The following is a 1,343-nucleotide window of genomic DNA, read 5'->3' on the forward strand; positions in this document are numbered from 1 at the left end:
GAGTAGTACGATCGAACGATTTGCCAAACAGATCCGAGCCAGTCCATTCAGAGCGCCCCAAGGACTGCTTTGTTCGATATGTTGTCGAAAAGCAACGGCTGTCTTGAAAAAGCAACTTTACGCCGGCTCGGCAATCTGTGCGATCTTGCACAAACCAATGGCCACGCTCGATGTTGCCGAGTCATGGATAGGCGGAGCGCGCCAACGACAGAAAGGCCGATTCGTTGCCTGGTCTTCGTGGATCTGAGACGCACGATCAAACAAAAATCGGAGCGCACCCTCCGCACCGCAACGCGACGCTGTTATGGGATGCTCAAGCGTAACACCGAACGCGTCGGGGGACATAGGCGATGACGAAGCAGCTTCTGATCTATGAGAGGGCCGTTCCCGTCACGCGTCAGCGGCACGGGTCCTGGTCTATCAAGGCAGGGGCGAGCTACGACTTCGCGCGTGAGGTAAACTCCGTTCCGCTGATGGTCGCAGAGTTCGCCAACTCCGCCTCCGAGTACGCCATCGTATTCGGCGGCGCCGCCGGCGAGGTGATCCCGGTGGCCCTGCTCGGCATCCGCGACGGCGAGAACCTCTACGTCAACGAGGGCGGCACCTGGACCGGTAAGTACGTGCCGGCCTTCCTGCGGCGCTACCCGTTCGTCTTCTCCAGCGACAGCGCCACCGATCCGGACGCCGTGTTCACCCTCTGCGTCGACGAGGATTTCTCGGGCTGCAACGACGACGGGCGCGGCGAGCGGCTGTTCGACACCGAGGGCGAGCGCACGCAGTATCTGCAGAACGTGCTGGGCTTCCTCCAGGCCTATCAGGTCCAGTTCCAGCGCACGAAGCAGTTCGTCGCCAACCTGGAGTCCCTCGGCCTTCTGGAGCCGATGCAGGCGCAATTCACCCTGCGCACCGGTCAGCGCTCGACGCTGTCGGGCTTCAGCGTGGTGAATCGCGAGCGTCTCAAGGCGCTGCCGGCGGACAAGCTCGCGGCGCTGATGCAGGCGGACGAGCTGGAGCTGATCTACCAGCACCTGGGTTCGCTCGCGAACCTCACGCCGATCGCCGAGCGCATCGGTGTGCCGGCCCCCGCCGCGGCCGAGCCCGAGACGGCGCCCCCGGCGCCCGGCGACTTCGAGACCAGCGGCAGCGCCTGACGGCCGCCGGAGGGGCCGGCAGGGTCCTTCCCCGACGACGAGCGGCGCGCCTGAACGGCGTGCCGAGATCTCTTCCGGATTGTCGATGCCCCGGAGTCCGAGCCCTTCCCCAAGCGGGATGCGCGGACCCCGGACCATAGACGGCCCAGGCAGGGTGCCACGTCGGCATGCTGCACGCCTGGAGAATGCGCG

The 1,343-nt window shown here is 65.1% G+C and carries 1 protein-coding gene; it reads left to right on the forward strand.

What is annotated here, in order from left to right; translation table 11 throughout:
• Positions 1–350 precede the first annotated feature (350 nt).
• Positions 351–1,151: a SapC family protein gene (locus tag FV234_RS11045; RefSeq protein WP_147829295.1), complete on the forward strand. Its 801-nt coding sequence runs from the start codon at positions 351–353 to the stop codon at positions 1,149–1,151.
• Positions 1,152–1,343 lie beyond the last annotated feature (192 nt).

Source organism: Methylobacterium sp. WL8 (genome assembly GCF_008040045.1).
In the GTDB taxonomy this organism is placed as follows: domain Bacteria; phylum Pseudomonadota; class Alphaproteobacteria; order Rhizobiales; family Beijerinckiaceae; genus Methylobacterium; species Methylobacterium cerastii.